Annotated in this window: 1 protein-coding gene; it reads right to left on the bottom strand. The window is 34.2% G+C overall.

Translation table 11 applies throughout. From position 1 onward, the window contains the following. Positions 1 to 35: 35 nt before the first annotated feature. Positions 36 to 374 (bottom strand): transposase (locus OK414_RS29865; RefSeq protein WP_263046375.1); only part of this gene is annotated, 339 nt, incomplete at its 5' end.

Genomic DNA, 374 nt, shown 5'->3' on the forward strand with positions numbered 1-374 from the left:
GCTCCACCTTATCTATATAGTCTCAAGGATACCAGCTATAAACTCTGTTCATTTTGTGACCCACCCGCTATCGTTTCTTCCACTATTTTCTTATTCTTACGAATAAATGAAGGGATTTTACTAAAGTAGTGTTTCTCCACTTCATCATAAGGAATCCAAATTTCTTTTTTCTGAATAAGGTCATATACCTCATCTAAAATTTGGTCTCGCTTCTTAGAACGTAATTTAGTATAAGGATAATTAATAGCACTTATATAACGTTGCCTTAGTTCATTCGTAATCCATTCTTTTTGCTTTTGTTTCAAGGCAGAAAATTTCTTATTGGTTTGGAGCAGTCGTCCATTTTCATATACATGGTTCTTCACAACGTGTCC

Origin of the sequence: Priestia sp. JV24, assembly GCF_025910025.1 — a bacterium.
GTDB classification, from domain to species: Bacteria; Bacillota; Bacilli; order Bacillales; family Bacillaceae_H; genus Priestia; species Priestia megaterium.